The sequence below is a fragment of the Friedmanniella luteola genome (assembly GCF_900105065.1).
GTDB classification, from domain to species: domain Bacteria; phylum Actinomycetota; class Actinomycetes; order Propionibacteriales; family Propionibacteriaceae; genus Microlunatus; species Microlunatus luteolus.
Window position 1 is genome coordinate 4,350,246 of the sequence record NZ_LT629749.1, and the last position, 23,009, is coordinate 4,373,254.

25 protein-coding genes are annotated in these 23,009 nt (G+C 74.2%); 11 read left to right on the forward strand and 14 right to left on the reverse strand.

What is annotated here, in order from left to right:
- Nucleotides 1–47 precede the first annotated feature (47 nt).
- From BLT72_RS20320 to BLT72_RS20330, 3 genes are all read right to left on the reverse strand, one after another.
- Entirely contained in the window at nucleotides 48–1,088 is a 1,041-nt protein-coding gene (locus BLT72_RS20320) for a substrate-binding domain-containing protein (protein ID WP_091415500.1), read from the reverse strand.
- Between the two features lie 29 nt (nucleotides 1,089–1,117).
- On the reverse strand, nucleotides 1,118–2,146 hold the full coding sequence (locus BLT72_RS20325; RefSeq protein WP_091415503.1) for an ABC transporter permease: 1,029 nt from the start codon (nucleotides 2,144–2,146) through the stop codon (nucleotides 1,118–1,120).
- A 121-nt stretch (nucleotides 2,147–2,267) separates the two neighbouring features.
- Complete coding sequence (locus BLT72_RS20330) at nucleotides 2,268–3,830, reverse strand: sugar ABC transporter ATP-binding protein (protein ID WP_091415506.1); 1,563 nt, start codon at nucleotides 3,828–3,830, stop codon at nucleotides 2,268–2,270.
- Nucleotides 3,831–4,093: 263 nt separating this feature from the next.
- Between BLT72_RS20330 and BLT72_RS20335 the strand changes: the two genes are divergently transcribed.
- The gene (locus BLT72_RS20335) at nucleotides 4,094–6,127 is read left to right on the forward strand and encodes a glycosyltransferase family 39 protein (protein WP_091415509.1); all 2,034 of its coding nucleotides are present in this window, start codon (nucleotides 4,094–4,096) and stop codon (nucleotides 6,125–6,127) included.
- Here BLT72_RS20335 and BLT72_RS20340 read toward each other — a convergent pair.
- From BLT72_RS20340 to BLT72_RS20350, 3 genes are all read right to left on the reverse strand, one after another.
- Nucleotides 6,096–7,283: an aminotransferase class I/II-fold pyridoxal phosphate-dependent enzyme gene (locus BLT72_RS20340; protein ID WP_091415511.1), complete on the reverse strand. Its 1,188-nt coding sequence runs from the start codon at nucleotides 7,281–7,283 to the stop codon at nucleotides 6,096–6,098. The two genes, BLT72_RS20335 and BLT72_RS20340, sit on opposite strands and share 32 nt — an antisense overlap.
- Nucleotides 7,284–7,330: 47 nt before the next feature.
- Nucleotides 7,331–7,534, reverse strand: coding sequence for a hypothetical protein (locus BLT72_RS20345; RefSeq protein WP_091415514.1), 204 nt, complete (start codon nucleotides 7,532–7,534; stop codon nucleotides 7,331–7,333).
- Between the two features lie 73 nt (nucleotides 7,535–7,607).
- Entirely contained in the window at nucleotides 7,608–8,147 is a 540-nt protein-coding gene (locus tag BLT72_RS20350; RefSeq protein WP_231930201.1) for a MarR family winged helix-turn-helix transcriptional regulator, read from the reverse strand.
- 61 nt (nucleotides 8,148–8,208) lie between these two features.
- Here BLT72_RS20350 and BLT72_RS20355 point away from each other — a divergent pair, with 61 nt between their 5' ends.
- Entirely contained in the window at nucleotides 8,209–8,403 is a 195-nt protein-coding gene (locus tag BLT72_RS20355; RefSeq protein WP_091415517.1) for a hypothetical protein, read from the forward strand.
- A gap of 9 nt (nucleotides 8,404–8,412) precedes the next feature.
- Here the strand turns inward: BLT72_RS20355 and BLT72_RS20360 are convergent, their stop codons facing one another.
- From BLT72_RS20360 to BLT72_RS20370, 3 genes are read right to left on the reverse strand one after another with little or no spacing between them, the layout of a single operon-like run.
- Nucleotides 8,413–9,159 carry a DUF72 domain-containing protein gene (locus BLT72_RS20360; RefSeq protein WP_091415521.1) on the reverse strand — a complete coding sequence of 249 codons (747 nt, stop codon included), beginning with the start codon at nucleotides 9,157–9,159 and terminating at the stop codon, nucleotides 8,413–8,415.
- A 1-nt stretch (nucleotide 9,160) separates the two neighbouring features.
- Nucleotides 9,161–9,691: a DUF6328 family protein gene (locus BLT72_RS20365; RefSeq protein WP_091415524.1), complete on the reverse strand. Its 531-nt coding sequence runs from the start codon at nucleotides 9,689–9,691 to the stop codon at nucleotides 9,161–9,163.
- Complete coding sequence (locus tag BLT72_RS20370; protein ID WP_091415527.1) at nucleotides 9,688–10,440, reverse strand: TetR/AcrR family transcriptional regulator; 753 nt, start codon at nucleotides 10,438–10,440, stop codon at nucleotides 9,688–9,690. The genes BLT72_RS20365 and BLT72_RS20370 overlap by 4 nt, the downstream gene beginning before the upstream one ends.
- 248 nt (nucleotides 10,441–10,688) lie before the next feature.
- Here BLT72_RS20370 and BLT72_RS20375 point away from each other — a divergent pair, with 248 nt between their 5' ends.
- Nucleotides 10,689–10,865, forward strand: coding sequence for a CsbD family protein (locus tag BLT72_RS20375; protein WP_091415529.1), 177 nt, complete (start codon nucleotides 10,689–10,691; stop codon nucleotides 10,863–10,865).
- Nucleotides 10,866–10,949: 84 nt separating this feature from the next.
- Here the strand turns inward: BLT72_RS20375 and BLT72_RS20380 are convergent, their stop codons facing one another.
- Nucleotides 10,950–11,351 carry an FAD synthase family protein gene (locus tag BLT72_RS20380; RefSeq protein ID WP_091415532.1) on the reverse strand — a complete coding sequence of 134 codons (402 nt, stop codon included), beginning with the start codon at nucleotides 11,349–11,351 and terminating at the stop codon, nucleotides 10,950–10,952.
- Nucleotides 11,352–11,488: 137 nt separating this feature from the next.
- On the opposite strand from BLT72_RS20380, the gene BLT72_RS20385 reads away from it, so the two are divergent.
- A complete protein-coding gene (locus tag BLT72_RS20385; RefSeq protein WP_091415536.1) occupies nucleotides 11,489–12,781 on the forward strand; it encodes an MFS transporter in 1,293 nt (430 codons plus the stop codon).
- Nucleotides 12,782–12,797: 16 nt separating this feature from the next.
- Here BLT72_RS20385 and BLT72_RS20390 read toward each other — a convergent pair whose 3' ends face one another.
- From BLT72_RS20390 to ddaH, 3 genes are all read right to left on the reverse strand, one after another.
- Nucleotides 12,798–13,538 (reverse strand): GAF and ANTAR domain-containing protein, encoded by a 741-nt coding sequence (locus tag BLT72_RS20390; protein WP_172826132.1) that lies wholly within the window; start codon nucleotides 13,536–13,538, stop codon nucleotides 12,798–12,800.
- Nucleotides 13,539–13,612: 74 nt separating this feature from the next.
- Entirely contained in the window at nucleotides 13,613–14,875 is a 1,263-nt protein-coding gene (gene rocD / locus BLT72_RS20395; RefSeq protein ID WP_091415543.1) for an ornithine--oxo-acid transaminase, read from the reverse strand.
- Nucleotides 14,872–15,786: a dimethylargininase gene (gene ddaH, locus BLT72_RS20400; RefSeq protein WP_197677119.1), complete on the reverse strand. Its 915-nt coding sequence runs from the start codon at nucleotides 15,784–15,786 to the stop codon at nucleotides 14,872–14,874. Before ddaH ends, rocD begins: the two co-directional genes overlap by 4 nt.
- Before the next feature lie 57 nt (nucleotides 15,787–15,843).
- On the opposite strand from ddaH, the gene BLT72_RS20405 reads away from it, so the two are divergent.
- From BLT72_RS20405 to BLT72_RS20420, 4 genes are all read left to right on the forward strand, one after another.
- On the forward strand, nucleotides 15,844–16,278 hold the full coding sequence (locus tag BLT72_RS20405) for an Lrp/AsnC family transcriptional regulator (RefSeq protein ID WP_091415546.1): 435 nt from the start codon (nucleotides 15,844–15,846) through the stop codon (nucleotides 16,276–16,278).
- A gap of 206 nt (nucleotides 16,279–16,484) precedes the next feature.
- The gene (gene panB, locus BLT72_RS20410) at nucleotides 16,485–17,393 is read left to right on the forward strand and encodes a 3-methyl-2-oxobutanoate hydroxymethyltransferase (protein ID WP_091415549.1); all 909 of its coding nucleotides are present in this window, start codon (nucleotides 16,485–16,487) and stop codon (nucleotides 17,391–17,393) included.
- Nucleotides 17,390–18,277, forward strand: coding sequence for a pantoate--beta-alanine ligase (gene panC / locus BLT72_RS20415; RefSeq protein ID WP_091415552.1), 888 nt, complete (start codon nucleotides 17,390–17,392; stop codon nucleotides 18,275–18,277). Before panB ends, panC begins: the two co-directional genes overlap by 4 nt.
- A gap of 28 nt (nucleotides 18,278–18,305) precedes the next feature.
- Nucleotides 18,306–19,193, forward strand: a complete 888-nt coding sequence (locus tag BLT72_RS20420) for a hypothetical protein (RefSeq protein ID WP_091415554.1) — start codon at nucleotides 18,306–18,308, stop codon at nucleotides 19,191–19,193.
- Nucleotides 19,194–19,200: 7 nt separating this feature from the next.
- Here the strand turns inward: BLT72_RS20420 and BLT72_RS20425 are convergent, their stop codons facing one another.
- Complete coding sequence (locus tag BLT72_RS20425; protein ID WP_091415557.1) at nucleotides 19,201–20,013, reverse strand: SDR family oxidoreductase; 813 nt, start codon at nucleotides 20,011–20,013, stop codon at nucleotides 19,201–19,203.
- 175 nt (nucleotides 20,014–20,188) lie between these two features.
- Between BLT72_RS20425 and BLT72_RS20430 the strand changes: the two genes are divergently transcribed.
- The 3 genes from BLT72_RS20430 (at nucleotide 20,189) to BLT72_RS20440 (ending at nucleotide 22,921) form a co-directional block, all read left to right on the forward strand.
- Nucleotides 20,189–21,097 carry a diacylglycerol/lipid kinase family protein gene (locus BLT72_RS20430; protein WP_172826136.1) on the forward strand — a complete coding sequence of 303 codons (909 nt, stop codon included), beginning with the start codon at nucleotides 20,189–20,191 and terminating at the stop codon, nucleotides 21,095–21,097.
- Nucleotides 21,098–21,233: 136 nt separating this feature from the next.
- The gene (locus tag BLT72_RS20435; protein ID WP_091415564.1) at nucleotides 21,234–22,196 is read left to right on the forward strand and encodes an NAD(P)H-binding protein; all 963 of its coding nucleotides are present in this window, start codon (nucleotides 21,234–21,236) and stop codon (nucleotides 22,194–22,196) included.
- A complete protein-coding gene (locus BLT72_RS20440) occupies nucleotides 22,193–22,921 on the forward strand; it encodes a CPBP family intramembrane glutamic endopeptidase (RefSeq protein ID WP_091415568.1) in 729 nt (242 codons plus the stop codon). Before BLT72_RS20435 ends, BLT72_RS20440 begins: the two co-directional genes overlap by 4 nt.
- The last annotated feature ends 88 nt before the right edge of the window (nucleotides 22,922–23,009 follow it).

Genomic DNA, 23,009 nt, shown 5'->3' on the forward strand with positions numbered 1-23,009 from the left:
CGCGCACCGTCGCCCGGGCCCGTCGAGGGCTGTCCCGCCGGGTCAGCTCAGAAGACGCTGTTCGGGTCGTAGTACTCGTCGATGTTCTCGCAGCCGATGCCGACGGCCTTGGTGAAGGACTCCGGCTTGAAGTCGCTCGGCTTGGCCTTGCCCGTCGCCACGTCCACCGAGATCTTCAGGGCCTGCTCCGCCGCCAGCGACGGCGAGTTCAGCCCGGTCGAGAGGTAGCGACCCTCGCAGCCGCCCTGCTTGATCAGGGCGAGCGCCTCCTTCTGGCCGTCGGCCGAGGCGGCGACGTAGACGTTCTTGTACTGGTCCTTGCCGTTGACCACGTTGTACGCGCCCAGCGCCATCGAGTCGTTGAGGCCGAGGATCAGGTCGACGTCCGGGTTGCCGGCCAGCATGGTCTCGGCCGCGACCTGGCCCTTGTCCTGGGCGTAGTCACCCGACTGCTCGGCCTTGATCTCGTACGGCAGGCCGCCCTCCTCCAGACCGTCCAGGAAGCCCTGCCGCCGGTTCGGCCCGACGAACTCATCGGTCGCCGGCCCCGTCAGGATCACCATCTTGATGCTGGTCTTGCCCAGGTCCTTGAACCGCTTCGCGGTCAGGATGCCCGACTCCCGGCCGATGGTCAGGTTGTCGGACTGCACGCTGGTCATGCCCGTACCCGGGACGCTGGTGTCGATGTAGGTGACGGGGATCTGGGAGGCGATCTGGGTCATCATCTCCTTCTGGCCCTTGACGCTGGTGGCGTTCACCACCAGCACGTCGGCCCCCTGGCTGATCATCGCCTGCATCTGGTTCATCTGGATGACGGGGTCCTTGTTGGCCGCCTGGAACAGCAGCTTGAAGCCCTGCTCCTTGGCGATCTGCTCCGACTGCACCTGCATCGCGGCGAAGTACGGGGCCTGCAGCTGCTGCTGCGCGAAGCCGACGACGACGTCGCTCACGTCGGACTTGATCCCGTTGGCCGGCCCCTGCGCGGGCGTGCTCGAGGGGTAGATCTGCCCGCAGGCACTCATCATCACCAGCGCGGTCGCGGCCGCGGCGGCGCCCGCCACCCGGCGGCGACGGTCGGTCGTCCTCATGCGTGTCTCCCTCAGCATCGAGCGGGTCCTCACTTGGCCGCGGGCGTCGTGGAGTCGCTCTTGCGCCGCCGCGAGAACTGGACGGTGGCGACGGTGACGGCGACCAGGATCAGCGCGCCGCGGAAGGCGTCCTGGAGGAAGGTCGAGACGTTCAGCAGGGAGAGCAGGTTGGCGATCACCGCGAAGATGATGGTGCCGACCACGGCCCCGAACACCTTGCCGTACCCACCCGACAACCGGGCGCCGCCGATGACGACGGCCGCGATGGCCTCCAGCTCCAGCAGGTTGCCGGCGGTCGAGGTGCCGCTGGCGAACCGGGCCAGGAAGATCCAGCCGCCGAGCCCCACCAGCAGGCCGGCCAGGATGTACACCGACCACAGGGTGCCCTTGACCGGGATGCCCGAGCTGCGGGCGGCGTTGATGTTGGAGCCGATGGCGTAGACCCGGCGGCCCCACACGGTGCGGTAGAGCAGGAAGGCGATCAGGGCCACCACGGCGAGCCAGATGATCGCCAGCACGGGGATCCCGATGAACGTGGACTGGCCGAGGCGCGCGAAGGACGGCGCCGCTTCGGGGTTGATCGGGATCCCGTTGCCGTAGGCGTAGACCAGCCCGCGGGCCAAGGCCAGCATGCCCAGGGTCACGATGAAGGGCTCCAGGCCCCGGAACGCCACCAGCCAGCCGTTCACCGCACCGACGATGCCGCCGATGACGATGGCGACGACGAGCGCGAGCAGCACGGACGGCCCGCCGAAGAGGCCGGCCGCGACGACGGCGGCCAGGCCGAGGGCCGAGCCCACGCTGATGTCGATGCCGCCCGTCAGGACGACGATCAGCTCGGCCATCACGACCACGCCGATGATCGACATCTGCAGCAGCAGGTTGGTGATGTTGGTGCCGCTCCAGAAGACGGAGCCGCGGGTGATCGTGGCCACCAGCAGGAGGGCCACGAGGATGTAGAGCGCGTACTGGCTCTTCAGCCAGTCGACCACGGCACTGCCGCGGTTCTCCTCGGCCTGGTCGGGTGACGAGGTGGGTGCGGTCGCCGTGGCGGTCATGCGCGAGCTCCTGTGTCTGCAGTCGGGGAGGAGGCGGGCCGGGACGCGCGGGGCGCGTGGCCGGCGTCGTGCGGGAGCGCGGTCGGGGCGGGGCGGGGCGACCTCACGGCTCGGCCGGTCATCACTGCTCGGCCTCGTCGCTGTGCAGGGCTGTCCGGATCAGGGCGTCGGTGTCGGTGCCCTCGTCGTCGGGGTTGAACTCACCGACGATCTTGCCGTTGCGCATGACGAGGATCCGGTGGCACAGGGAGAGCAGCTCCTCGGCCTCGCTGGAGACCACCAGCACGCCCTTCCCGCGGGCGGCGACCCGGTGGATGATCTGGTAGATGTTCGCCCGGGCGCCCACGTCGATGCCCTTGGTCGGCTCGTCGAGGACGACGAAGTCCGGGTCGGCCTCCAGCCACTTGGCCACGACGACCTTCTGCTGGTTGCCACCGCTGAGCGAGCTCGTGTAGGTCTTCGGGCCGCCCTTGACCTGGAACTCCTTGATCAGCTCGCGGATCCTGGACTTCTCCCGCTTGCCGTCCACCACGCCGCCCCTGGCCATCTTGGGGAGCACGACCAGGCTCATGTTCTCGCCGTTGTCGAAGTCCTTGACGAAGCCCTCGAGCCGGCGGTCCTCCGTCAGGTAGGCGATGCCCTTCTTGAGAGCCGTGCCGGGCGAGTCGAGCACCACCTCCTGTCCGCGGACCGTGATGGTGCCCTCGACCGCCCGCTTCTGCCCGGTGATGGTGCGCGCCACGGACGACCGGCCGCTGCCGACCAGGCCGTAGAGGCCGACGATCTCGCCCGGGTTGACGTCGAAGGAGACGCCCTTGGCCGTGCCACCCCACAGGTTGCGCACCGCGACCACGGGCTCGGCGTCGACCACGTCCACCGCGTCCGGCCGGTCCAGCGCCTTCAGGGCCTGCCCGATCATCAGGGTGGTGATCTCGTCCTGGTCGGTGTCGGCGGTCCGGAGGACCTCGATCAGCTTGCCGTTGCGCAGCACCGCGATGCGGTCGCACATGGCGAACACCTCGTTGAGCCGGTGCGAGACGAAGATGATCGACGTCCCCGCCGCCTTCTCGCGGGCGACGAGGTCGAGGATGTCCTTGAAGTGCTCCTCGCTGGTCGACGCGGTCGTCTCGTCCAAGATCATGATCTTGTGGTGGGTGACCGCCGCCCGGCTGAGGGACAGCATCTGCCGCTGACCCGGGCCGAGGTCGCCGGCCAGCTGGTTGGTGCGCAGGTGGCCGAGGCCGACGTCACGGAGCACCTCACGGGTCTCCTGGCTGTTGGTGTCGACCTTCTGCGCCCAGGGCCGGATGTCCTTGCCGCTGCGCAGCTTGTACAGCCAGACGTTCTCCCCGACGGTGAAGTCGTCGATGATCAACGGCTCCTGGTGCATCATCAGCACACCGGCCTGCTCGGCCTCGGCGGCGTTGCGCACCGGGTGGTCGAACCCCGTGACCTTGATCTCGCCCTCGGTCGGGGTCTCCACCCCGGCCAGCAGCTTGGCGAAGGTCGACTTGCCGGCGCCGTTGGCGCCGCAGATCGCGAGCACCTCGCCCCGGTAGCCCTCCAGGTCCACCCCGTCGAGGGCCTTCACCCCCGGGTAGTGCTTCTTGACCCCCACGGCCTTGAAGGCCAGCTCGCCCGCGGGTGCCCCGGCCTGCTCGTCCTCACGCTCTACCGCTACCACCGTCTGCCGCTCCCTCGCTCACCGTGATCTGTGATGCAGCACACAGGCTTCCCCGGCAGAAGTCAAGAATCGGCGCCAGGCGTGCCGATGCCAGACGATCGGGGCACGTCGACGGCCCGCGGTCCGCGAGAGCGGTCGTCCTGCACGACGAAGCGGGCCGTCGCGGACCCCACCGACGCGGGCCGGTCCCCGTCCCCGGGCCTCACAGCGACGCCACAGACCGCTGCCCGACCCGGCACAGCCAGGGTGTCGAGGCTGGGCCCATGCCCGCTCCGACCACCGTCCCCGACGCCCTCCCGCCGCTCGCGCCGGCCCCGGCACCCGGCCTGCTCCCCCGCGCCGGCCGTCGCCCCGACGACCCGGTCGTGCCGCCGGCGACCCCGGCGCCCCGGCCCGGGGCCGCCGCTCCCGGTGGGGGCCCGCGCGGCGTGCGCGGCCTCCTCCGCGGACCGGCCGACGACCCGGCCTGGGCCCGGCCGCTGCTGCTCCTGCTGCTGGTCGGCACGGCCGCGCTGTACCTGGTCGACCTCTCGTCCTCGGGCACCGCGAACAGCTTCTACGCCGCGGCGGTGAAGTCGGGCACGCAGTCCCTGCAGGCGTGGCTGTTCGGCTCCCTCGACGCGGGCGGCGCCATCACCGTCGACAAGCCGCCGGTCTCGCTGTGGCTGATGGTGCTCTCGGCCCGGATCCTCGGGTTCTCCTCCTTCTCCATGCTGGTGCCCCAGGCCCTGATGGGCGTCGCCTCGGTGGCGGTGCTGCACGCGACCGTCCGGCGCTGGCACGGCCCGGCCGCAGGTCTGCTCGCCGGTGCCCTGCTGGCCCTGACGCCGGTGGCGGCGCTGATGTTCCGGTTCAACAACCCGGACGCGCTGCTGGTGCTGCTGATGAGCGTCGCCGCGCTCTGCGTCGTCCGCGCCGTCGACGCGCCGGGGTCCCGCGGCCGGGCCGCGCTGCGCTGGATGCTGCTGGCCGGTGCCGCGATCGGCTTCGCCTTCCTCACCAAGATGGCCCAGGGCCTGCTCGTGCTGCCGGCGTTCGGCGTCGTCTACCTGGTGGCCTCACCCCTGCGGCTGCGCGCCCGGATCGGCCACCTGCTGGCCGCCGCCGGAGCCGTGGTCGTCGCCGCGGGCTGGTTCGTCCTCCTGGTGGAGCTCTGGCCGGCGGGCGCCCGCCCCTACATCGGCGGTTCCACCAACAACTCCCTCTGGGAGCTCGCGGTCGGCTACAACGGCCTCGGGCGCATCCTCGGCTCCGCGGGCGGCGCGGGTGGCGGGACGGGCGGCCAGAACACCGGCTTCGGCGGCGCGGCCGGCGTGCTGCGGCTGTTCGGTCCGGCCTTCGGCACGCAGATCGCCTGGTTCCTGCCGGCGGCCCTGCTGGCCCTGGTCGCCGGTCTGGTCCTGCGCGGCCGGGCCCCGCGGACCGACCGGGTCCGGGCCGGCCTGCTGCTGTGGGGGGGCTGGCTCCTGGTCACCGCCGCCGTCTTCTCCTTCATGTCCGGGACGATCCACCCCTACTACTCGGTGGCGCTCGCCCCCGCGGTCGCCGCCGTGACGGCCATCGGCGGTGTCGAGCTGTGGCGGCACCGCGACGACGTCCTCGCCCGCGGAGCGCTGGCGCTGCTGGTGGGCGGCACCGCCGTCTGGGGGGCCGTCCTGATGCACCGCGACGCCGCGGGCTGGCTGACCGGCCTCGTCTGGGCGATGGCCGTCGGCGGCGTGCTCGGCGCCCTCGTGCTGGCGGCCACCCCGGCGCGGCTGCGCCGGCTCGCCGTCGCCGGGCTCGTCGTCGGGGTCCTCGCGGCCTCGCTGGGCGCGGCCTCCTTCACCGTCGCCACCGCGGCGTCCGGGCACACCGGCTCGATCCCGACGGCGGGACCGGCGACGGTCGGCGGCGGCGGGTTCGGCGGCGGCGGGGCGGGCGGTCCGGGCGGGTCAGCCGACGCGACCACCACCAGCACGGCGCTGACCGACCTGCTCGACGCGACCTCCAGCCGCTGGTCGGCCGCGGTGGTCGGCGACCAGAGCGCCGCCGGCTACATCCTGTCGGGCCGCACGGCCGTGATGGCCATCGGCGGCTGGAGCGGCTCGGACCCGGCCCCGACGCTCGCCGAGTTCCAGCAGCACGTCGCCGACGGCGACGTCACCTACTTCCTCGCCGGTGGCGGGATGGGGGGCGGCCGCGGGGCGGGCGGCGGCAGCTCGTCGGCCACCGAGATCACCGCCTGGGTGGCGGCGACCTACGCCTCCACCACCGTCGACGGGGTCACCGTCTACGACCTGACCGCACCCGCGTGACCGCGGCGGCCATCCGCCCGACCGCCTCCGTGAGCACCGCGGTCGAGGTGGCGAAGTTCAGCCGCACGTGGCCGGCGCCGCCCGACCCGAAGTCGGCGCCGGGGCTGAGCGCCACCCGGGCGTGCTCGAGGAAGAAGTCGGCCGGTTCGCCCGGCAGGTCGAGCGCGCGGCAGTCCAGCCAGGCCAGGTAGGTGGCGTCCGGCGTCACGTGGGCGACGTCCGGCAGCTGGTCGGCGAGCAGGCCGGCCAGCAGCCGGCGACGCCGGTCCAGGGCGGCGAGGTGCTCGGCGAGCCACGCCTGGCCCGCCCGGAGCGCCGCCGTGTGCGCCAGCACCCCCAGCTGGCTGGCGCCGTGGCCGACCACGTCGGGCATCCCGGCGAGGTCCCCGGCGGCCGCCGGCCCGGCCACGGCGAGCGCCGCCTTGAGACCGGCCAGGTTCCAGGCCTTCGACGCCGAGAACACGACGAACCCCCGCTCGGCGCCCGGCACGCTCAGGTAGGGGGTGAACCCGGTCCCGCCGGCGTAGGTGAGCGGCGCGTGGATCTCGTCGACGACCACCCGGACCCGGTGCCGCTCGGCCAGGACGGTGACGTCCGCCAGCTCGGCAGCGGTGTGCACGGTGCCGGTGGGGTTGTGCGGGCTGGCCAGCAGCAGGGCGGCGCGCCGGCCGCCCGCGGTCGCCGCGGCACAGGCCTGCTCGAGAGCGTCCAGGTCCAGCCGCCCGTCGGCCCCGAGCGGCGCCTCCACCACGCGGCGCCCGCCGTGCCGGACGAACCCGGCGAAGGGCGGGTAGACCGGGGGCACCAGCACCACGGCGTCGCCGGGGCCGGTGACCAGCGCCAGCACCTCGACGACACCGGTCATCACGTCGGCCACCAGCGAGGTGGCGGCCGGGTCAGGACGCCAGCCCCAGGCCGCGGCGGCGGCGTCGGCGTAGGCCTCCGCGTAGCCCTGGCCCCACGGGTAGCCGGTGTCCCCGCGGTCGAGGGCCAGGTCGAGCGCGGCCCGGACGGCCGGGGCAGGCAGGGCGTCCATCTCGGCCACCCAGAGCGGCAGGACGTCGGGGGGGTGGGCCCGCCACTTCAGGCTCTGCCGCGCCCGCAGCGCGCCCAGGGTCAGGCGGTCGAACGGGTCGGGTCCGGCGTCGTCGAGCACGCGCCGACTCTGCCACGGGACCGCTGGTGGGCCCGGGCCGTCCGGGGTCAGTCCTGCTCGGTCGCCATCATCACGAAGCCGGTCACGAACACGCAGAGCGTGCCGAACATGGCCACGACGCCACCGACGACCCCGAAGCCGGGGGTCGGGATCTCGTTCACGCCCGGGGTCGCCACCATCATGACGACGCCGACGACGTACATGGCCAGCGCCAGACCGCCGAGGACCAGCAGGACGACAGCTCGTCGCATCGTGTCTCGCTCTCTGTGCGCAGACCCGTCGGGTCGCTCGTTCGGACGGTGCACGGCCGGGCCGCACCGGCGGTCAGTCTAGCGGCAGGCCCCCCGGGCCCGAGGCGGGCACCGCGCCCTCGGCACCCGCCTGCCGGGCCCGGTCGATGACGTCGGTCAGCACCGCGTGCAGCCGCTCGGCACCGGCCAGGTCCAGCTGCAGGCGCCGCATCACCGTCCGCGGCACCTCGAGCGCCCGGGCGCGCAGGGCGGCGCCCGCCGGCGTCAGGGTCAGCCGGAGCGCGCGCTCGTCGCCCTGGTCGCGGCGACGCTCCAGGTAGCCGACCGACTCCAGGCGCTTGAGCAGCGGGGAGAGCGTCGCCGGCTCCAGCGCGAGCAGCCGGCCCAGCTCGGACACCCGGAGCGGGGCGTGCTGCCACAACGCGAGCATCACGAGGTACTGCGGGTGCGTGAGCCTCAGCGGCTCCAGCACGGGCCGGTAGATGCCGATGACGCTGCGCGACGCCACCGCGAGGGCGAAGCAGACCTGGCGCTCGAGCTCCAGCAGGTCGTCGTCGTCCGTGGCCGTGGTCACGGCGGCCCCGGCGCCCGTCGACTGTCGGTCGGGCTGCACGCTTAGTACACTAACAGTTCGTGGGCTCTGTTCCTGAGCTCCGGAGGAACGGAGGACGCCGATGACCGGCAAGGTGGCCCGGGGCGACGGGTACTCGTGGCCGTACCGGATCTGGTGGGAGATCGAGTACACGTTGATGCACGTGTTCGGCCCGGCCTCGCTGGAGGGCGACGCCGACCCCCGGGTGGCGATGAAGAAGGACCACGACCGGCGCCGCGCGCTGCACCGGGAGCGGCGGGCCGCGGCCGGGCGCTGACCCCGCCGCTCAGCCGCAGAGCTCGGCCAGCCGCCGGGCGTCCCGGACGGCGTGACCGTCGCCGTCGTTGTTGAAGAAGGCGTGCACCGCGTGCCCCGCGGCCCGCCACTCCCCCACCCGGTCGGCCCACCAGCGGAGGTCGGCCTCGGGGTAGCCGCCCGCGTAGAGGTGGTGCCGGTCGGGTCCGTGCAGACGCACGTAGACCAGGTGCGCGGTGGCGCGGAGCACGCAGGGCAGGCCGGCGCCGCTCATCACGCAGGACGACACCCCCCGCTCGGCCAGCAGGCCGAAGACGGCGTCGTCCACCCAGCTCGGGTGCCGCAGCTCCACCGCCAACCCGACCCAGGGCGGGAACCGGTCCAGGACGTAGGCCAGCCGTGCGTCGTCGCGGGCGTGGTCGGCGGGCAGCTGGAGGAGCAGGGTGCCGCGCCGCTCGCCCAGCTCGTGCCAGCCGGCGCAGATCCGCTCCACCCAGGCCTCGGGGGCGTAGAGGCGCTTGCCGTGCGTCAGCCCGCGCGGCGCCTTGGCGCTGAGCCGGAAGCCGGGCGGCAGCCGCCGCCGCCAGGAGGCCCAGGTCGCGGGGCGCGGCCACCGGTAGAAGCTGGCGTTCAGCTCCACCGCGCCGTGCGGCGGACCCGCCCCGAAGACGTCGAGGTAGGCCGGGAGGCGGTCCCGGTCGGGCAGCCCCGGCGGGTAGAGCACGTGCTCCCAGTGGTCGTAGCTCCAGCCCGAGGTGCCGACCCGGACCTCCCCCACCTCAGACCCGCCGGCGGCGCGACCCGGTGGGCCGCACCCGGAGCACCAGGGCCGGCAGCACGCCGATGCCGGCGACCACCGCCGCGGTGACGCCGGCGGCGACCAGCGCGGGCCGCAGCCCGGCCACCACGTCGAAGACCAGCAGCACGGTGCCGACCAGCACCAGGCCGACGCCGAGCAGCACCAGGCGGAGGATGACGTGGCCGAGCCGCACCACCAGCTGCTTGACCCGCTGGCGGAACAGCGCCCGGTGCAGGCTGACGGGTGCGAGCCCCAGCGCGACGGTCAGCACCGCCACCACGACCACCACCAGGTAGATCCGCTGCTGGTAGCGCTCGAGGTCGGCGAAGGCCGGCTGGAAGGCGATGGCCAGCAGGAAGCCGGTCAGCACCTGCGTCCCGGTCTGGGTGACCCGCAGCTCCTGCAGGATGTCGACCCAGTTCCGGTCCAGCCGCTCCTCCGGCGTCTCGTGCCGGCCGTCGCCCGCGTCGTCGGACCCCGCCGGGTCCGACGCGCTGCTGCCGTCACTCACCGCGGGCCGACCGCCATCCGGTTGATCAGCTCCTCCAGCGAGCCCTCGAACTCGCCGTCGAAGGTGTCGAGGGAGAGCTGCGGCGAGAGCTCCATGAGCAGCGGGTAGGCGGCCAGGTCGTTGGTCTCCACGAACTCGACGTCGCGCGTCACGTCCAGCTCCGGCTCCGCGGCGTAGGTCGAGGACTCCAGCAGCAGGTGGCCCAGCAGGAAGGTCGAGAACGCCCGGTAGACCTCGACGCTGCCCGGGCCGCTGAACCCGTAGTGCCGGAGCCCCTGCAGGAAGGCCTCGACCCAGCGGAGGCTGCGGAGCGGTGGACGGAGCCAGGGTGCGGCCGGCGGCCGGCTGGCCACCAGCGGGAAGATCTTCGGGTGCTCGATGGCGATCGCCCGGACGCCGCGGGCCATCTGCTGCAGGAACTCCTGCCAGGTGCCGGGCTGCTCCGACTCCATCGTCAGCCCGTACAGCTCGTCCATCACCGTCTCCACGACCCCGTCGAGCAGCTGGTCGCGGCCGGGCACGTAGCGGTAGAGCGCCATGGCCTCGACGCCGAGCTCCGCGCCGAGCCGACGCATCGTCAGCCGTTCCCGGCCGTGCGCGTCGATGAAACGGACCGCCTCGCGCAGGATCAGCGACCGGTCCAGGGGGCGGCGGCCACCCGGGGTCACGGCCTTCTCGGGCCCGGCGGGGGGCTGGGGCCCGAGCGTGCCGGTGGGCCGGCTCGGCTCCTCCGGCTCGTGCGGTGTCATAGGGCCCCTCGCAGGTGGACGCGCCGGTGCGGAACCGGCCGGCGACCGCGCAGCCCGGTCGCGCCTGCGGGCATTTACAACGTAAACGGCCCGACCTACAGTGGTCGGAGACGACGCGGTCACTTCTCCGGAGCATAGTTGACGGTTCCGGTCCCAGGGTCCCACCCGGCTCCCGCCGGGCCCCGACCAGGGGCGACGCGCCGTCGGTCCGCGCGAACCCGTCGCGCGGCCGAGGGAGGAGCACCGACATGAGCGGACTGGGCGACAAGATCAAGGGCAAGGCCGAGGAGCTCAAGGGCGAGGCCAAGGCCAAGGCCGGCGACGCGACCGACAACCCGGACCTGCAGGCCGAGGGCCACGGCGACAAGGCCGCGGGCAACGCGCAGCAGGCCGTCGGCGAGGTCAAGGACGCGTTCAAGCACTGACCGCCGGCCGGCGACCCGGCAGCACCACCACGAAGGCCTCCCCGTCGAGACGGGGAGGCCTTCCTGCGTCGGTCGGGGGCCGGCTCAGCCGCCGGCGCCGCCCGAGATGTGCTCGATGATGGCCGTCGTCGAGACCGACGGGGTGCGCGGCAGGTAGATCACGCGGCAGACGTCGTTGAGGAAGTCGAACTTGCCGGTCCAGTCGTCGCCCATGACCAAGATGTCGGCCCGGTGCTCCAGGACGTACTCCCGCTTCTGCTCCAGGCTCTCCTCGACGAAGACGGCGTCGACCACCTTGAGGTTCGAGACGATCTCGGTGCGCTCGTCCTGGTCGAAGACGGGGTTGCGGCCCTTCTTGGCGAAGTTGAGCGCGTCCGAGGAGACCCCGACCACCAGCCGGTCGCCCAGCGCCGCCGCGCGGTTCAGCACGCGGACGTGGCCGACGTGCAGCACGTCGAAGGTGCCGAAGGTGATGACGGTCGTCATGGGCGAACTCCTGCGGGTGGGGAACCGGACGCCGGACACCCTAGTGGCCGCGGCCCGGGGCGCGCTCGGGCTGCGGCCGTCCGCGACGGGCGGGCGGGCCCGGGACCGGCCGACCGCCCCCGTAGATTGGCCCGGCCATGGCCCTGCTCCTCGACCTGACCCCGCTGCGCGCCAGCCCCCCCTTCCGCCGGCTGGTCATCGGTCTGGGGGTGTCCAACCTGGGCTCCCAGCTGACCGTCGTCGCCGTCGGCCTGCAGGTCTACGCCATCACCGGCTCCACCCTCTCGGTGGGCGTCCTGGGGATCTGCGCCCTCGTGCCGCTGGTGCTGCTCGGTCTCTACGGGGGCGCCCTGGTCGACGCCCACGACCGCCGGCGGGTGGCGCTGGCGTCGTCGCTGGGGCTGTGGGTCGTCACCATGGCGCTGGCCCTGCAGGCGTGGCTGCACGTGGACTCCGTGCTGCTGCTCTACGCGCTGGTCGCGGTGCAGTCGGCCGGCTTCGCGATCAACAACCCGGCCCGCACCTCGATCATCCCCCGGCTCGTGGAGCCGCGGCTGCTGCCGGCGGCGAACGTCCTCACCACCATCGAGACCAACGTCGCCCTGACCGTCGGCCCGCTCCTCGGCGCCGTGCTGGTGGCGGTCTGGGACTTCGGGCCGGCCTACACCGTCGACGCGGTGCTGTTCACCTTCGCCCTGTGGGCCCTGTGGCGGCTGCCGGACCTGCCGCCGCTGACGGCCGACGGCACGGCTCCCGACCGCAGCGGCCGGCGGGGGCTCGCCTCCATCGTCGAGGGCCTGCACTACCTGGCCACCCGGCCCAACGTGCGGATGACCTTCGTCGTCGACCTGATCGCGATGGTGTTCGCCATGCCGCGCGTGCTGTTCCCGGCCGTCGGCGTGCTGTTCCTCGGCGGCGGCGCCACCACCACGGGCCTGCTCAGCGCCGCCTACGCGGTCGGCGCGGTGCTCGCCGGGGTCTTCTCGGGCGGGCTGGTGGCGCTGCGCCGGCAGGGACAGGTGATCACCGGGGCGATCCTGGCCTTCGGGGCCTCGGTCGCGGCGTTCGGGGCGGTCCTGGTGGTCGTCGGCCGCCACCAGCCCGGGCCGGTGCTGGTCGGTGCGCTGGTCGTGGCCATGGTCTTCCTCGCCCTGGCCGGCGGCTCGGACTCCGTCAGCTCGGTGTTCCGGCAGACGATCCTGCAGTCCGCGACCCCGGACCACATGCGCGGCCGGCTGCAGGGCGTCTTCATCGTGGTGGTGGCCGGCGGGCCGCGGCTGGGCGACCTGGTGCTGGGCGCCGAGTCGAGCTGGGTCGGCGAGGGCTGGGCGGCGGTGCTCGGCGGCCTGACCTGCATGGTCGTGCTGGCGCTGGTCGTGAGCCGGGAGCGGAACTTCCTGCGCTACGACGCCCTCCACCCCACCCCGTGACCGCGGAGCACGCCTCTCAGGAGACGGCGTCGACCTCGAAGGGGGCCTGCACCGCGCCGAGGGCGGGGTCGGCCGCTGCGACCATCTGCTCGGCGGCCACGTAGAGCCGGACGTTGAAGTTCTGGGAGTAGCGGCGCAGCAGGTCGAAGGCCGCGGCGGCGCTGCTGCCGTTGCGCTCCATCAACATCCCGAGCGCCAGGTCGATGCGCCGACGGCGGTCCATCGCCGCCGCGCGGTCGTCCAGCTCGCGGGCCTGGCGGACCAGGTGCAGCGCCAGACCGATCCCGCCGGCGACGTCGAGGGCGGTCCGCTCCACCAGCTCGCGCTGCTCGGGCGCGATCCCGTCGACGCGGCGGTCGTACACCTTGACCACGGCGGCCGGGCGGTCGCCGACCGGGACGGGGATCGAGAGGCAGCTGGCGGCCCCGAGCGCGGCGGCCCGCGGGCCGTAGGGACCCCACCGGTCGTCGGCGCCGAGGTCGGGCACGTACAGGGCCTCCCCCGACCGCAGGGCGTGCAGGCAGGGTCCGGCGCCGATCGAGTACTGGAGGAGGTCGACCTGCAGGGCCAGGTCGCTGCTGGAGCCGATGGTCACCGGTGCCGTGTCCCGCCCGAAGGTGATCGCCACCCCCGCGACGTCGCCCAGCCGGGCGGCGGTGCGCTCCGCCAGGTCCTCGAGGTAGTCCACCAGCAGGGGCACCAGCGCGTGCGCCGCCGCCCCGTCCTCCTGGTCCTGGACCTGTCCGGTACCCGCCACCCGCGCCTCCCTCTGCCGTCGAACCGCGCCAGCATGCCAGACCGGGACGACCCGGGGGTAGGCGGCAGCGGCGGTCAGACCGTGGCGGCCCGCAGCTCCTCGAGGACGGCGGCGAGCTGGTCGAGCCCGTGGTCGAGCTGCTCCTCGGTGATCACCAGGGGCGGCGCGAGCCGGAGGGTCGAGCCGTGGGTGTCCTTGGCCAGCACGTGCCGCCGCGCCAGCGCCTCGCAGACCTGCCGGCCGGTGCCCAGCGCCGGGTCGACGTCCACGCCGGCCCACAGACCCCGCACCCGGACCGCGACCAGGCCGTGCCCGACCAGCGCCTCCAGCCGGCGGCGCATCCGCTCGCCCAGCCGGGTGGCGCGCTCCTGGTACTCCCCGGTGGCGAGCAGCTCGACGACGGCGCGGCCGACGGCGCAGGCCATCGGGTTGCCGCCGAAGGTGCTGCCGTGCTGGCCCGGGCGGAGCACGCCCAGGACGTCCCGGTCCGCGACGACGGCCGAGACGGGCACGATGCCGCCGCCGAGCGCCTTGCCCAGCAGGTAGACGTCGGGCACGACGCCCTCGTGCTCGCAGGCCAGCGTCCGCCCGGTCCGGCCGAGGCCGGACTGGATCTCGTCGGCGATGAACAGCACGCGGTGCGCCCGGGTGACCTCCCGGACACCGGCCAGGTACCCGGGCGGCGGGATCCGGACGCCGGCCTCGCCCTGGATCGGCTCCAGCAGCACGGCCACGACGTCGTCGGTGATCGCGGCCTCCAGCGCGGCCAGGTCGCCGTAGGGGACGGTGACGAAGCCCGGGGTGTAGGGACCGAAGTGGTCGCGCGCCTCCGCGTCGTCGGAGAAGCTCACGATGGTCGTCGTCCGCCCGTGGAAGTTGCCGGACGCGACGATGATCGTGGCCCGCCCGTCCGGGACGCCCTTGACCTCGTAGCCCCACTTGCGGGCCACCTTGACCGCGGACTCCACGGCCTCGGCGCCGGTGTTCATGGGCAGCACCACCTCCTTGCCCACCAGCGCGGCCAGCGCCTCGGCGAACGGGGCGAGCTGGTCGTGGTGGAAGGCGCGCGAGGTCAGGGTGATCCGGTCCAGCTGCTCGCGCGCCGCGGCCAGCAGCGCGGGGTGGCCGTGGCCGAAGTTGGTCGCGGAGTAGGCGGCCAGGAAGTCGAGGTGGTCGACGCCGTCGACGTCGGTGACCACGGCGCCCGAGCCGGACGCGACCACCACCTCGAGCGGGTGGTAGTTGTGCGCGACGTGGGCGTCCTCGACGGCCAGCAGGGCGGCGGCCGGGGACACCACGGCCTGGTCGGTGAGGGTGGGGTCGTCGAGGACGGTCATCGCGGGGTCTCTCCTCCGGGGGTGGGGCAGGGCGGTGCAGGACGGGGTGGGGTGCGGGGGTGCCGGATCTCCTGCGTGCAGCACTTGACGCCGCCGCCGCCGCGCAGCAGCTCGGCGACGTCGACCTCGACGGGCCGGTAGCCAGCGCCGGCGAGGGCAGCGACCAGCGCGGTGGCGCCCGCGGGCAGCCAGACCGTCTCGCCGTCGCTGACGGCGTTGAGGCCCAGGCAGGCGGCGTCGGCGTCGGTGGCCAGCACGGCGTCGGGGAAGAGCGCGGCCAGCCGTTCCCGGCTCGCCGGGCTGAAGGCGGGCGGGTAGTAGGCCACGTGGTCCGTGCGGTCGTCGAGCACGGTCAGCGCGACGTCCAGGTGGTAGTAGTACGGGCTGACCAGCTCGAGGCTGATGACCTCACGGCCGCTCAGCCGGCCCAGCTCGGCGTGGGCGTCCGGGCTGGTGCGGAAGCCGTGCCCGGCGAGGACGCGGTCGGACAGCACCGCGAAGTCGCCCTCGGCCTCGTTGACCGCGACGGGCGCCGTGACCACCCCGGCGCGGCCCAGCCGGGCGGCGTGCCAGGCCCCGTGCCGCTCGGCCTCGGCCGCCCGCTGCGGGGTGGCGAAGCGGGCCTGCAGGACCCGGCCGTCGACCACGGTGGCGCCGTTGGCGGCGAACACCATGTCCGGCAGGCCCTCGACGGGTTCCAGCAGGTCGACGCGGTGACCGGCGGCGCGGTAGGCGGCGACCAGCCCGGACCACTGCGCCAGGGCCCGGTCGCGGTCCACCGGCGACCCGGGGTGCATCCAGGGGTTGATGGCGTAGGCGACGTCGAAGAAGGTGGGAGGGCACATCAGGTAGTGCCGGAGGGAGGGCCGGCGCAGGGCCGTGGCCTCCCGGGTCAGCACGCTCGACGTCATGGCTGCAGCCTAGGTCCGCTCTTGCGCAAAACCTGCGGCGCGATGTAGGAAACCTAGGTGCATCCTTTGCGTCTGGACGACCTCGATCGCAACATCATTGCTCGACTGGTGGAGAACGGCCGCGAGAGCTTCGCCGCCCTGGGCCTCCGCGTGGGGCTGTCCACGGCGGCGACCAAGCGCCGCGTCGACCGGCTCCGCGCCGAGGGCGTCATCCGCCGGTTCACCGCCGAGATCGAGCCCACGGCCCTGGGCTGGACGATCGAGGCGTTCGTCGAGCTCTACTGCGAGGGCCGGGTCCCCCCGGACGGCATGCGCGAGCTGGCCCTCAGCATCCCCGAGGTCAGCGAGGCGTACACCGTGACGGGCGAGGCCGACGGCATCCTGCTGGTCCGGGCCTCCGACGCCGCCCACTTCGAGAGGGTGCTCGGGGTGATCCGCAACCACCCGGGCGTCAGCCGGACGCGGTCGGCCGTCGTCCTCTCGCACCTGTAGGTCACAACTCGGCGGCCGGTGGGGTGCGCCCCCGCCCGAGGTGGCAGGATCGTCGCTGGGCCCGCCCCCGCGGGTCACGACGAGAGTGTGCCGCGCCCCCCGGTGCGTTAAGTTCTCACGCGGCGCCGGTCGTGCACGATTCAACGACTGCAGGGCGGCCGCGACGTGACGGAGCCAGGGGACGAGAGACACATGAGGTCGAGCCAGTGACTGAGCCGAGCGCGCCAGCGCGCCGCATCCGCGTCACCGACTTCGCCACCGCCAAGCGCGAGGGCCGCCGCTGGGCCATGTTGACGAGCTACGACCAGTACACCGCCGCCCTCTTCGACGACGCCGGCGTGTGGAGCCTGCTCGTCGGCGATTCCGCGGCCAACAACGTCTACGGCTACGACTCCACCCTCCCCGTCACCGTCGACGAGCTGCTGCCGCTGGTCCGTGCCGTCGTCCGCTCCACGCGGCGCGCCTTCGTCGTCGGCGACCTGCCCTTCGGCTCCTACGAGGCGGGTCCCGGGCAGGCGCTGCAGACCGCGATCCGCTTCATGAAGGAGGGCGGCTGCCACGCGGTGAAGTTCGAGGGCGGGGTCCGCGTCGCCGAGCAGATCGCCAAGGTCACCGGCGCCGGCATCCCGGTGATGGGTCACATCGGCTTCACCCCGCAGAGCGAGCACCAGCTGGGCGGCTACCGCGTGCAGGGCCGCGGGGACAGCGCGTCCCGGCTGCTCGAGGACGCGCACGCCGTCGCCGAGGCCGGCGCCTTCGCCGTGGTGCTGGAGATGGTGCCCGGCGAGCTGGCCGCCCAGGTGACCGCGGAGCTGCCCATCCCGACCGTCGGCATCGGTGCCGGACCGTCCTGCGACGCCCAGGTCTTGGTGTGGCAGGACATGCTGGGACTGCGGCAGGGGAAGGTCACCCGCTTCGTCAAGCAGTACGCCGACCTGGCCTCGGTCATCGGGACCGCCGCGGCGGCCTACGTGGCCGACGTCACCGAGGGCAGCTTCCCGACCGCGGCGCACACGTTCGCCGACACCCCGTCCCCCGCCGTCCCGTCCCACCCGTCCGACCCGGCCCCGGCCGGCACGCCACCCGTCCCGGGTGCGCCAGGAGCTCATCCGTGATCGTCGCCCACTCCCTCGCCGACTTCGCCGTCGCGCGCTCCCACCTCGACGCCGCCGGTCCCCGGCGGGTCGCCTTCGTCGCCACCATGGGCGCCCTGCACGCGGGCCACCGCGAGCTGATCCGGCTGGCCCGCGCGGCCGGTGAGGCCGTCGTCGTCAGCATCTTCGTCAACCCGCTGCAGTTCGGCCCGGGCGAGGACTACGCCCGCTACCCACGACCGCTCGAGGACGACGTCGCCGTCTGCGAGGCGGAGGGCGTGGACCTCGTCCTCGTCCCGACGGTCGCCGAGCTGTACCCGGCGGGCCGCCAGGTCACCGTCCACGCCGGCGCCATGGGCGCCATCCTCGAGGGCCGCTCCCGGCCGGGTCACTTCGACGGCGTGCTCACCGTGGTGGCCAAGCTGTTCCACGTGGTGCGGCCGCAGCTGGCGTACTTCGGGCAGAAGGACGCGCAGCAGCTCGCGGTCATCCAGCGGATGGTGACCGACCTCAACATGGACGTCGAGGTCATCGGCGCCCCCACGGTCCGCGAGCCCGACGGGCTGGCGCTGTCCAGCCGCAACGTCTTCCTGTCCACCGCCGACCGCGCCCTGGCCACGAGCCTGTCCACCGCCCTGCGCAGGGCCGCCGCCGCGGACAGCGTGCCGGCCGCCCGGGTGGCGGCGAACGAGGTGCTCGACCGGGTGCAGTTCGAGCCCGACTTCGAGCTCGACTACGCCGTCCTGGTGCACCCGGCGACGTTCGCCGAGGTGCCCGACGGCCACACCGGCCCCGTGCGGATGCTGGTGGCGGCCAAGGTGAGCGGCACCCGGCTGATCGACAACGCGCTGCTGGAGCTGCCCGCCCCGGTCACCGAGCAGGAGACGGTCGACCGGGCGGTCTGACGCCCCGCCCGACCGCCCGACCCGCCTCGTGGACCTCGACGACGCCGCCGAGGAGCTGTACGCCGGCTCGCCCGACGACTTCGTCGAGCGCCGCACGGCGCTGGTCGCGCAGGCCCGGGCGGCCCGCGACCGCCCGCTGGCCCGGGAGATCGCCGCCCTGCGCCGCCCCACCCGGACCGCGTGGCTGCTCAACCGGCTGGCCCGCGACGACGCCGGCGGGATCACCGCGCTGCTGGAGCTCGCGGCCGAGCTGGAGGACGCCCAGCGCCGGCGCTCGGGCCCCGACCTGCGGCGACTGTCCGCCGAGCGGCGCCGGCGGGTGGACCAGCTGGCCCGCGACGCCGTCCGGCGCGGGGCGGCGGCCGGCTACGCCGCCGCCGAGAGCGCGCTGCAGGAGGTGGGGCAGAGCCTGCAGTCCGCGCTCGGAGACCCCGCCACCGCGGAGCTGCTGCGCCGCGGCCGGCTGACCACCGCCGTCAGCTACGGCGGGTTCGGCTCCACGGACCTGATGGCGGCGATGGCGGCCTCGATGCCGACCGCTGCGCCCGGGCCGGAGACGGGCGCGGAGCCGGAGCCCGGATCCGGGGCGGGCGGAGAGGCCGAGGCCGAACCGGAGCCGGAGGACGAGGAGCGACGCGCACGGGAGCGGCGGGCGGCGGAGGCGGAGGACCGGTGGGTGCAGGCCGCGGCCGCCCTGGCCGACCGCGAGCAGGAGGCCGAGGAGGCGACGGCCCGGGCCGACGCGCTGGCCGACCGGGTGGAGGAGCTGCAGACCGAGCTCGCCCGGGCCGAGGCCGACGAGGCGGCCGCCCGCAGCGAGGCGCGGGACGCGCGACGCCGCCACCAGGGCGCGACCCGGGCGGCGGCGGAGGCCGAGCGGGCCCGGGACGAGGCCCGGGCCGCGCTCGAGCGCTGAGCCGGGCTCAGGCCTCGCGCCACGCCTGGCTGGTGAGGTGCGAGCCGCCCTGCGGACCCATCTGCAGCATGCCGCCGTCCACCACCCACGACGCGCCGGTGACGTAGCTCGCCGGCGGCGAGGCCAGGAAGGCGATGACGTCGGCGATCTCGTCGGCGTGCCCGGGCCGGCCCAGCGGGATGCCCGGGCGCTCGGTCCGGGTCGGGTCCTCGTCGGTCTGGCCGGTCATCGGGGTGGCGATCTCCCCGGGCGCGACGGCGTTGGCCGTGATGCCGTGGGCGCCCAGCTCGAGGGCCATCGTCTTCACCAGCCCGCCGAGGCCGTGCTTGGCCGCGTCGTAGGCGCTGGAGCCGACCCGGGGCTGGTGCTCGTGCACGCTGGTCACCGCGATCAGCCGGCCGCCCTGCCGCTGGCGCACCAGGTGCTTCGCCGCGGCCTGGAGGCAGGCGAACGCGCCGTCGAGATCGGTGGCGAGGGTGTGCCGCCAGGTGGCGAGGTCGAGCTCGAGGAAGGGCGTGCCGTCGCCGGTCCCCGCGTTGTTGACGAACACGTCGAGCCCGCCGAGCCGCTCGACCAGCCCGTCGACGACGCCGGCGCAGGACTCGAGGTCGCTGGTGTCGAGCTGGGCGACGTGGGCCTGGCGGCCGTGCGAGCGGACCTCCGCGGCGGTGGCCTCGGCGCCGTCGGCGTCGCTGTGCCAGGTGATGCCGACGTCCATCCCGGCCTTCGCGAGGGCGACGGCGGTGGCCTTGCCGATGCCGGAGTCGGAGGCGGTGACGACGGCCCGGGAGGGCGTGAACTGGCGGGGGTCGAACGGCACGGTGTGCTCCTCACGATGCGGTCGGGTCGTCGGTCCCGTACCCGCGCGGCGGCGCGCCCACACCCGTCGGGGTGGAGACCTGGGGGCCTCCGACCTGGGACGATGGGCCCGGCACCCGGAACGCCCTCCGGGTGCCGCTGTGCGCCGGGAGCCCCGGCCGACACCCGGAGGCCCGATGCCCGACGTCCCCAGCGACGCCACCCGCTGCGCCGTGGTCTACAACCCGACGAAGATCTCCGACGGCTTCCGCGCGCTGGTCGACGCCCGTGCCGCCGAGGCCGGTTGGGCGGAGCCGCTGTGGCTGGAGACCAGCGAGGACGACCCGGGCCGGGCGATGACCCGCGAGGCGCTGGATGCGGGCGTGGACCTGGTGCTGACGGCGGGCGGGGACGGGACGGTCCGCGTGGTGGCCGACGTGATGGCCGGGTCCGGGGTCACGCTGGCGGTGATCCCGGCCGGCACCGGCAACCTGCTGGCGCGCAACCTCGACCTCCCGCTCGAGGAGGCCGGCGCCCTCGACGTCGCCCTGGCCGGCCGGACCCGCACCATCGACCTCGTCGAGCTGACCGTCGACGGCGGCCGCGGCGAGCACTTCGCCGTGATGGCCGGGGTGGGCGTCGACGCGACGATCATGGACGAGGTCAACCCCGACCTCAAGGCGAAGGTCGGCCCGGCCGCCTACTTCGTCGCCGCGAGCAAGGCGCTCGGCCGGCTGCCGATCCCGATGGAGATCAGCGTGGACGGCGGCCGCCGGCACCGCCGGCGGGCGATGACCTGCCTGGTGGGCAACGTCGGCAAGCTGCCGGGCGGGCTGGTGCTGATGCCGCACGCCGAGGTCGACGACGGGCGCCTGGACGTCTACGTCGCCTCCCCGCTACGGGTCTCGCACTGGTTCAAGCTGGTCCTGCGGGTGGTCACCCGCCGCAAGCAGCGCGACGACCAGGTCGACTCCTGGCAGGCGGACCGGGTGGTCGTCAGCCTGCGCCGCCCCGAGGCCTACCAGCTGGACGGGGACGTGGTGGGCGAGGGGCGTGAGCTCGTCGCCGTGATCCGCCCGGGTGCGCTCACCGTCTGCGTCCCCTGAGCGCCCGCCCGACGCCGCTGCCCTGCATCCCGCGGCCCCCGCGGCCGGGAACCCTGGACGGCGGCCGATCGGGTCGGTCGACCGCCGTGCCCGCGGCGTAGGCTCGCGGCGCCCGCCCCGGCCCGAGGAGGTCCCCATGGGTTCCACCGTGCTCGTGACCGGAGCCTCCGGGTTCGTCGGGTCGCACCTGGCCACCGCCCTGGTCGAGGCCGGCCACCAGGTCCGGGCGATGACACGCCACCCCGAGCGCTACGACGGGGCCGGCGAGCCCGTGCAGGGCGACGTCGCCGACCGCGCGAGCCTCGACCGCGCGATGGCCGGCGTCGACGTCGCCTACTACCTCGTGCACTCCCTCGACAGCGACGACTTCGTGGAGCTGGACGCGCAGGCCGCCCGGCACTTCAGCGCCGCGGCGGCGCAGGCGGGCGTCGAGCGCATCATCTACCTCGGCGGCCTGGGCCGCGAGGACCAGGACCTGTCGGACCACCTCCGGTCGCGCCGGCAGGTGGAGCAGCTGCTGGCGGAGGACGGCGTCCCGGTCACCGTGCTGCGGGCGGCGATCGTCATCGGCCACGGCGGCATCTCCTGGGAGATCACCCGCCAGCTGGTCGCGCACCTGCCCGCGATGCTCGTGCCGCGCTGGGCGACCACCCGGACGCAGCCCATCGCGCTGACCGACGTCATCCGCTACCTCGTCGGGGTGCTGGAGCCCGTCGAGGCCAAGGGCCGGGTGTTCGAGATCGGGGGCTCGGAGGTGCTCACCTACGCCGAGATGATGCAGCGGGTGGCGAAGCTGCACCACCACCGGAGCCTGCCCATGCTCGCCGTGCCGCTGCTCACCCCCCGGCTGTCCTCGCACTGGCTGGCCTTCGTCACCGACGTGGACACCGCGACCGCGCGCAACCTGGTCGACTCGATGAGCAACGAGGTGGTCGTGCACGAGGACAGCATCCGCGCGGTCGTGCCCGGCGAGCCGATGGACTACACGGCCGCGGTCGAGGCCGCCTACGCGCAGCGGGCCGCCGCCCGGGGTGGCGGGGGCGGGCCGACCGGGCAGCGCGGCGCCCGCGTCCAGGACGAGCCCTCGCCCACCGCATGACGGCCTCCCGCACGCGGCTCGTCGGGCGGGCGCTCGGGGTGGTCCGGCCGATCCTGGTGGACAAGGTCGAGCGCGACCACCAGCAGAGCGACCGCGCCTTCCGGTACCGCCGGGTGGTCGTCGCGGTCACCCTCGTCGTGGGCGCCACGCTGCTGGGGCTGTCCTTCGCCACCGAGCAGGGCGACCCGGTCTTCTACGCCCTGACGCTCGGCCTCGCGGCCACCTGGACCGTCGGCAGCCTCGTCTCCGGTCCGCTGCACCTCGGCCACATCGAGATCCTCGGCGCCCGCCGCCGACCGGTGGTGACGCCGATCCTCGTCGGCCTGGCCCTGGCGGCGGTCTTCGTCGTGGGCGCCCTGGTGATGCGGGAGATCCCGCCGCTGGCTGCCTTCGCGGAGAGCGTGCTCGGCTACGCGCGGCAGGGCAACCTGCCGCTGCTGCTGGTGATCACGCTGGTCAACGGGATCGCGGAGGAGCTGTTCTTCCGGGGCGCGCTGTTCGCCGCGATCGGCCGGAAGCGCCCGGTGCTGATCTCCACCGTGCTGTACGCGCTGGCCACGGTGGCCGGCGGCAACCCGGTGCTGGTCTTCGCGGCCGCGGTGCTCGGGGTGGTGGTCGGCCTGCAGCGGCGGGCGGGCGGCGGCGTGCTGGCCCCGATCCTCACCCACATCACCTGGTCGATGACCATGCTGCTGGTGCTGCCCCAGATCTTCCCCGGGAGCTGACCCCCGCCCGTCTCAGCCGCCGTCGTGACGTCGCGGCGCGATGACGGTGGGCGTGCGGTCGCCATGCCGGTGGGCGTGCGGTCGTGAC

What these genes read in the sequence shown, in the direction of transcription:
- BLT72_RS20385 (WP_091415536.1), top strand. Translation starts at nt 11,489, where the DNA reads ATGGCCCTGCTCCTCGACCTGACCCCGCTGCGCGCCAGCCCCCCCTTC.
- ddaH (WP_197677119.1), bottom strand. Translation starts at nt 15,786, where the DNA reads ATGACGTCGAGCGTGCTGACCCGGGAGGCCACGGCCCTGCGCCGGCCC.
- BLT72_RS20440 (WP_091415568.1), top strand. Translation starts at nt 22,193, where the DNA reads ATGACGGCCTCCCGCACGCGGCTCGTCGGGCGGGCGCTCGGGGTGGTC.
- BLT72_RS20325 (WP_091415503.1), bottom strand. Translation starts at nt 2,146, where the DNA reads ATGACCGCCACGGCGACCGCACCCACCTCGTCACCCGACCAGGCCGAG.
- BLT72_RS20335 (WP_091415509.1), top strand. Translation starts at nt 4,094, where the DNA reads ATGCCCGCTCCGACCACCGTCCCCGACGCCCTCCCGCCGCTCGCGCCG.
- BLT72_RS20355 (WP_091415517.1), top strand. Translation starts at nt 8,209, where the DNA reads ATGACCGGCAAGGTGGCCCGGGGCGACGGGTACTCGTGGCCGTACCGG.
- BLT72_RS20430 (WP_172826136.1), top strand. Translation starts at nt 20,189, where the DNA reads ATGCCCGACGTCCCCAGCGACGCCACCCGCTGCGCCGTGGTCTACAAC.
- BLT72_RS20380 (WP_091415532.1), bottom strand. Translation starts at nt 11,351, where the DNA reads ATGACGACCGTCATCACCTTCGGCACCTTCGACGTGCTGCACGTCGGC.
- BLT72_RS20345 (WP_091415514.1), bottom strand. Translation starts at nt 7,534, where the DNA reads ATGCGACGAGCTGTCGTCCTGCTGGTCCTCGGCGGTCTGGCGCTGGCC.
- BLT72_RS20370 (WP_091415527.1), bottom strand. Translation starts at nt 10,440, where the DNA reads ATGACACCGCACGAGCCGGAGGAGCCGAGCCGGCCCACCGGCACGCTC.
- BLT72_RS20435 (WP_091415564.1), top strand. Translation starts at nt 21,234, where the DNA reads ATGGGTTCCACCGTGCTCGTGACCGGAGCCTCCGGGTTCGTCGGGTCG.
- BLT72_RS20375 (WP_091415529.1), top strand. Translation starts at nt 10,689, where the DNA reads ATGAGCGGACTGGGCGACAAGATCAAGGGCAAGGCCGAGGAGCTCAAG.
- rocD (WP_091415543.1), bottom strand. Translation starts at nt 14,875, where the DNA reads ATGACCGTCCTCGACGACCCCACCCTCACCGACCAGGCCGTGGTGTCC.
- BLT72_RS20320 (WP_091415500.1), bottom strand. Translation starts at nt 1,088, where the DNA reads ATGAGGACGACCGACCGTCGCCGCCGGGTGGCGGGCGCCGCCGCGGCC.